This window comes from Mesorhizobium sp. M7A.F.Ca.CA.001.10.2.1 (genome assembly GCF_003998575.1).
Taxonomy (GTDB): domain Bacteria; phylum Pseudomonadota; class Alphaproteobacteria; order Rhizobiales; family Rhizobiaceae; genus Mesorhizobium.
In genome coordinates, this window is sequence record NZ_RZQY01000325.1 from 1 (window position 1) to 6,535 (window position 6,535).

At 63.9% G+C, this 6,535-nt stretch carries 5 protein-coding genes; 1 reads left to right on the forward strand and 4 read right to left on the reverse strand.

Annotated features, from left to right (window positions below; genetic code table 11):
* Together EN964_RS20340 and EN964_RS20345 are read right to left on the reverse strand one after the other, a co-directional pair.
* The coding region (locus EN964_RS20340) for an FAD-dependent oxidoreductase (protein WP_164763259.1) at nt 1-2,159 on the reverse strand (2,159 nt) is incomplete at its 3' end.
* Between the two features lie 90 nt (nt 2,160-2,249).
* Entirely contained in the window at nt 2,250-3,788 is a 1,539-nt protein-coding gene (locus EN964_RS20345) for a trimethylamine methyltransferase family protein (RefSeq protein ID WP_127379331.1), read from the reverse strand.
* Nucleotides 3,789-4,004: 216 nt separating this feature from the next.
* Between EN964_RS20345 and EN964_RS20350 the strand changes: the two genes are divergently transcribed.
* Nucleotides 4,005-4,595 carry a transglycosylase SLT domain-containing protein gene (locus EN964_RS20350; protein ID WP_127270553.1) on the forward strand — a complete coding sequence of 197 codons (591 nt, stop codon included), beginning with the start codon at nt 4,005-4,007 and terminating at the stop codon, nt 4,593-4,595.
* A gap of 392 nt (nt 4,596-4,987) precedes the next feature.
* On the opposite strand, the gene EN964_RS20355 is transcribed toward EN964_RS20350, so the two are convergent.
* Both EN964_RS20355 and EN964_RS20360 read right to left on the reverse strand, forming a co-directional pair.
* Entirely contained in the window at nt 4,988-5,206 is a 219-nt protein-coding gene (locus EN964_RS20355; protein WP_127270554.1) for a CopG family transcriptional regulator, read from the reverse strand.
* Nucleotides 5,207-5,270: 64 nt separating this feature from the next.
* Nucleotides 5,271-6,535 (reverse strand): oligopeptide/dipeptide ABC transporter ATP-binding protein (locus EN964_RS20360; protein WP_164775900.1); only part of this gene is annotated, 1,265 nt, incomplete at its 5' end.

The following is a 6,535-nucleotide window of genomic DNA, read 5'->3' on the forward strand; positions in this document are numbered from 1 at the left end:
TTGCCGCCCTGCCTGCGCTCGGCCAGCGCCGCGGCCTTGCCGATGAAATCGGCGTCCTTGCCGTAAGCAACAAAGCGGTCGAGCCCCGCTTCCAGCGGCCCGTAGATCGGCCGGTACTCGCGCCCCCATGAGCCGTAATTCTTGTCCAGCCGCAGCGCATTGAGCGCGCGCGAGCCGAAGAGGCCGATGCCGAATTCCTCGCCCGCCGCCATCAGCGCTTGATAGGCGGCGCGCTGGTATTCCGGCGCCACCCAGATTTCGTAGCCGAGATCGCCGGTATAGCTCACACGGCCGACCAGGCACGGCGCCATGCCGATATCCATCCGGCCAATGGCCATGAAGGAAAATGCCGCGTTGGAGACATCCGAGCGCGTGGCCTTTGCCAGCACATCCCGCGCCTTCGGGCCGGCGATCGACAGACCGGTGAGCCTCGCGCCCAGCGCTTCGATGCGGACCGATCCATCGTCAGGCAGGTGCTTCTCGAACCAGCGCATGTGGTATTGCTCGGCGATGCCGGAGCCGGCGAGGAACCAGCCATCCTCCCCCAGATTGGCCAGCGTGAAGTCGCCGATGAGCCTGCCGTCCTGCTTCAGCATCGGCGCCAGCGTCATGCGGCCGGGTTTCGGCAGTTTGCAGGTAAGCATCCGGTCGAGCCAGGCGGCCGCTCCCTCACCCGTCACCTGGTATTTGGCGAAGCTCGAAATCTCGGACAGGCCGACACTGTCACGTACCGTCGCGACCTCCTTGGCGACCTGCGTGAAGTCGCTCGAGCGGCGCCACGAGAACTCGTCCTTGACGCCTTCCGGCGCGTACCACAGCGGCACTTCCAGCCCATAGGCAACGCCCCATTGCGCACCCCCAGCAGACAGCAGATCATAGATCGGCGTCGTCTTCAGCGGCCGCCCGGCGGGCAGCTCCTCATTGGGGAAGCGGATCGAAAAGCGCCTGGAATAATTCTCGCGCACCTTGGCGTTGGTGTAGGCCATCGTCGCCCAGTCGCCATAGCGCGCGACATCCATCGCCCAGATATCGGCGCCGGGATCGCCCTCGATCATCCAGTTCGACAAAGCAAGGCCGACGCCGCCGCCTTGCGAAAAACCGGCCATGACACCGCAGGCGACCCAGAAGCCCGGCAGGCCGCGCACCGGCCCGACCAGCGGGTTGCCATCAGGGGCGAAAGTGAAGGGGCCGTTGATGATCTGCTTGATGCCGGTGTTCTGGAAGGCGGGGAAATGGCGGAAGCCGACTTCCAGAGACGGCGCGATGCGGTCGATGTCCGGCTCCAGCAATTCATGGCCGAAATTCCATGGCGTCTGGTATTCGGACCACGGCTTGTTGGCCTTCTCATAGGTGCCCATCAGCATGCCGCCGCGCTCCTGGCGCAGGTAAAGCTCGCCGTCGAAATCGACCGCGTGGATGATCTCGGTGCCGGTCTTGGCATTCCAGGCGGCGACCTCAGGCATGTCCTCGGTGATCAGGTACATGTGCTCCATGGCCAGCACCGGCAGTTCGAGACCAACCATGCGGCCGACCTCGCGCGCCCACAGGCCGCCGGCATTGACGACATGCTCGGCCACCACCTCGCCCTTGTTGGTGATGACGCGCCATAGCCCGTCGGGCCGGCGCACGATGTCCTCGACCTTGGTGAAGCGCTCCACTTCCGCCCCAAGTTTCCGCGCGGCCTTGGCATAGGCATGGGTAACGCCTGAGGGATCGAGATGGCCGTCCTCCTTGTTCCTGACGGCGCCGACGAACTGCTTGGGATCGAGCAGCGGCATCAGCTCGGCCGCTTCGTTGGGCGAGATCTCCTCGAGCTCGATGCCGAGATAACGGCCCTTGGCGACGACGCCGCGCAGCCAGTCCAGCCGCGCCTCGGTTGCCGCCAAAAGCACGCCACCGGTCAGATGCACGCCGGTCGCCTGGCCGGAAAGCTCCTCGATCTCCTTGTAGAGGTTGATGGTGTATTTCTGCAGCTTGGCGACGTTGGGGTCGCCATTGATGGTGTGCATGCCCCCGGCCGCGTGCCAGGTCGAGCCGGACGTCAATTCGTCGCGCTCCAGCAGGACAACATCGGTCCAGCCGTGGCGGGCGAGATGGAACAGCACGGAGCACCCGACGACGCCACCGCCAATGACCACGACCTTTGCATGCGATTTCATGAGTTTTGCTCTGTTATCAATGAGTTGGATGGGTGGAATGAATCGACATGGGAGGAGCCAAGCCGGTGTGCGCGCACAATCCTGCAATCATCACGGCTCGCCCTGCCCGATCGCTTCCTTGCGCCTGGCCATGTAAGCCTCCAGCGCCTCGCGCACGGCGATATCCATCACCGGCTCGACATAGTCTTCCAGCGCCTTCTTCCACAGCCGCGTCGCGCGCGCAGTGGCGTCGAGCCCGCCGGCTTCCTGCCACGCTTCGTAATTCTGCCAGTTGGACAGCATCGGCTGATAGAAGGCGGTGGCGTAGCGCTCCAGCGTGTGCGGCTCACCGAAGAAATGGCCGCCGGTCGGCACCGCGCCTAAAGCCTCGACGGCAAGCTCGGCCTCGTTGACCTCGATCGGGCGCAAGAACTCCATCATGTGCTGGATCATCTCGACATCGATGATGAGTTTTTCGAACGACGCCGTCAGCCCGCCCTCCTGCCAGCCGGCGGCGTGGTAGACGAGGTTGCCATGGCCGAGCACCGCACCCCACAGCGCCATCAGCGTCTCATAGGCGCCCTGCGCATCGGCGGCGTTGGAGGCCGAGCCCGGCGTCGTGCGGTAGGGCAGCCCGTAGCGCCGCGCCAGTTGCCCCGAAGCGATGTTGGCCTTGGTGTTCTCAGGCGTGCCGAAGGCCGGCGCGCCCGACTTCATGTCGACATTGGAGGTGAAGGCGCCATACATGACCGGCGCGCCCGGACGGACAAGCTGGGTCAGTACGACGCCGAACAGCGCCTCGGCATTCTGCTGCGCCAGCGCCCCGGCCAGCGTCACCGGGCTCATCGCCCCCATCAGCGTGAACGGCGTCACCGCCACCGACTGGCCGAACTCGGCCATGGTCATCAGGCCCTCGGCCATCATCTCGTCGAAGCGGCGCGGCGAGTTGACCGAGATGATCGTGGTGATGCCGGGATCGTCGCGCATCTGGTCGAGCGTCAGCCCGCGCGAAATCGCCATCATCTCGATGCCGTCAAGCGCCCTGCCCCGGCCGATAGCCGAGACATGGAAACTCTTATCGGTCAGCGTCAGATTGGTGAAGTAGGTGTCGAGATGGCGGGAGTTTGCCGGCAGCTCCACCGGTGCGCAGACCTGGTTGCCGAGCATGTGGATGCAGTTGAAATGCTGCGCCAACCGGGTCAGATCCGAATAGTCGCGCAAATTGCCGGCACGGCGGCCGCGCTCCATATCGTGCACATTCGGCGGCCCGGCAACGAGCGTGAAATTGATGGTGTTGCCGCCCAGATGAACCGCGTTGGCCGGATTGCGCGGCGTCAACACATAGCTGGACTGCGTGGTCTTCAACACGTCTTCGATCAGGCCGCGATCGATGCGGACATTCGCTGAGGCATGATCGACTTCGGCGCCAGCCTTCTCGAACAGCGACAGCGCCCGCGGGCTCATCACCTCGATGCCGAAATTCTCCAATATGTGCATCGACGCCTGATGGATCTGCTCGATCTGGTCGGGCGACAGCATAGCCATTGGCGGATAGGGATTCGTCACCCGCCTGAGCGGCAGTTGCGGGATGGCCGACGGGCCCCTGTTGCTGGTGCGCTCGGCGCCGCGTTTGCGTCTTGGTTCGTTCATGCCCGGCATCAAAGCCCCGGCAAACCGGGCAAGCTGTCGGAAATACGCCGTTTGCGGGCGTGATTTTAGCCACGGCGGCATTTCTGTAATATCTATTTAGAGAAAGCGACGAAATACGTCGGATTACTGACACAAAATCCCCCAAGCGACTGCTCCGACGAAGCGTTAACGAGCGCTGCAAGATTCCCTTTATGATTTCGGCCTATTGCTCTGCCAATGCGCAGCTCGAGTTTTAGTAAAATTGGCGCGGTTTGCGTGCTGCTGGCGCTTTCGGCCTGCGCCACGCCGCCCAGCCACATCAACAATGTCTGTGCCGTCTTCGACCAGAATGACGGCTGGTTCGACAACTGGCAGTCGGCCGCCGAGCGCACACAGCAGAAATACGGCATCCCCGTTCCCGTGCTGATGGCGACGGTCCGCAAGGAATCCGGTTTCAAGAGCAATGCACGGCCGCCACGCACCAAGCTGCTCGGCTTCATTCCGTGGAAGCATGTCTCGTCGGCCACCGGCTTCTCGCAGGCGCTGGACGGCACCTGGTCGCAATATCAGCGCGAGACCGGCAACTGGGCGGCCCGGCGGACGAAATTCGCCGACGCCGTCGACTTTGTCGGCTGGTATCATTCCAAGACCGCAGACACGTATGGCGTTGCCCGCAACGACACCTACAACCTCTATCTCGCCTACTATCTCGGCTGGACCGCCTATGGCCGCGGCAACCGGGGCGATGCCGGCGTCCAGGGCTATGCCCGGGCCACCGACAAGATGGCGCGGGACTATGCGCAGCAACTGAGCGAGTGCGGGAACTGAACTAATTCCGGGCATGAGCATTTCAACCACCCGCTGATGGACGGCATGCCTTGCCGACTAGCGGCAAACGCTCATCGCTTCGTCATCCACGGGCGGAGCAAGGAGCGCAGCGACGCAGCGCAGACCCCTGGAGCTGCTCCGCAGCCCAAGGGATCCATGCCGCGACTTCAAATCGCCGCCGCGGGCAGAAATTGTGCTCCGCTGCGCCCTCGGCTGAGGTCGCGGCATGGATCCCAGGGTCTCCGCGACGGAGCTTCGCTCCTGCTACGCCCTAGGATGACGAAGTTTGGGGAGGCTCCAGCCAATCCCGAATGCCAGCGATGGTCCACCGAGGGAAGACATCTTGCTGCCGACAGATCCCCAACCCTGCCAGATCCTCTGTTCCAGCGCGGCTAGTCGCGAAGCGCATTGACCGTTTCGAGATCGACCATCGGCCCGCCGGGCCGCGACGAAAGCAAGGGAATGCCGTTGCGCTCCCCGCCCGCCTGCGGCGGACGCAGCGAACGGCGAACCAGATCGGAAATGACTTCGCCCACACTGCGATCCTGCTGCCGCGCCATAGCTTTGGCGGCAAGAAGGACATCGTCATCGATTGCAAGTGTCGTTCTCACAATTCGCCCTCCCTCCAAGCATCAAACATCACATGGCGCAGCAAATGAAATTGCGTGATGCAGGTCAGTTCGGTTTCCTGGGCTTGCCCGGCTTTGGAGAACGGCCGGTTTCCGAAACCTCGTCGCGGACCTCGTGACGGCGGGCTTTCGAAACGGCTTCGGCCTCCTCGGCAGCCTGCCCCACCGCATCGGCTGCCGCGCTGCCCGTCTTGCCGCGCGGACGCTTCGGCGGCGTGCCGGCAAAACCGGGGCCGTCGCCGTGCGGCGCGTCATCCGGCACGCCTTCGTGCGCGGCGTGTTCCTTGTCGAACTTGATCACCGGCTCCATCTTGGCCAGCACGTCGTCGGAGAGCCAGCACAGGCTCATATGGCCGCCGCCGAGATGCTTGACCGGGGGCACCTTGGTCTCGCACAGATTGTCCGGCACCAGCTTCTTGTAGCCGCAGCGGGTCTGGAACGGGCAGCCGGACGGCGGATTCATCGCCGACGGGATGTCGCCTTCCAGCACGATGTGCCGCTTGACCACGCTGGTGTCGGCGATCGGAATCGCCGACAGCAGCGCCTCTGTATAGGGGTGATAGGGCGGCGCGAAGATCTGGTCGGTCGTGCCTTGCTCGACGATATAGCCGAGATACATGACGACGACGCGGTCGGCGATGTAGCGCACGACGGACAGATCATGGCTGATGAACAGCATCGTCGTCTTGTTCTTGCGCTGGATGTCCATCAGCAATTCGGTCACCGCCGCCTGCACCGACACGTCGAGCGCCGAGACCGGCTCGTCGGCCACCACCACCTTGGCGTCGCCGGCAAAGGCGCGCGCCACGCCGATGCGCTGCTTCTGGCCGCCCGAAAGCTGGCGCGGCTTGCGGGTCTCGAACGCCCTGGGCAGCTTCACCAGGTCGAGCAGTTCCAGCATGCGCTTGCGGCGATCGGCAACCGTCTTGCCGACATTGAACTTCTCCAGCGTGCGGATGATCTGCGAACCGACCGAATGGCTGGGATTGAGCGTGTCGAACGGGTTCTGGAACACCATCTGGATCGACGACACCGTGTCAACGCTCCGTTTCTCGATGCCCGTCGACTGGATTTCCGTGTTGCCCAGCGTCACCGTGCCGGCACTTGCCGTCTCCAGCCCGAGCAGCACCTTGGCCAGCGTCGACTTTCCGCAGCCGGATTCGCCGACGATGGCGACCGTCTCGGATTCGCGCGCCATGAACGAGATCGTCTCATTGGCCTTGACGACGCGGCCCTCGCTCGAGCCGAACACCTCGCTGCCGCCGACCCTGTAGTATTTTCTGAGATCCTCGATCTTGAGCACCGGCGCGC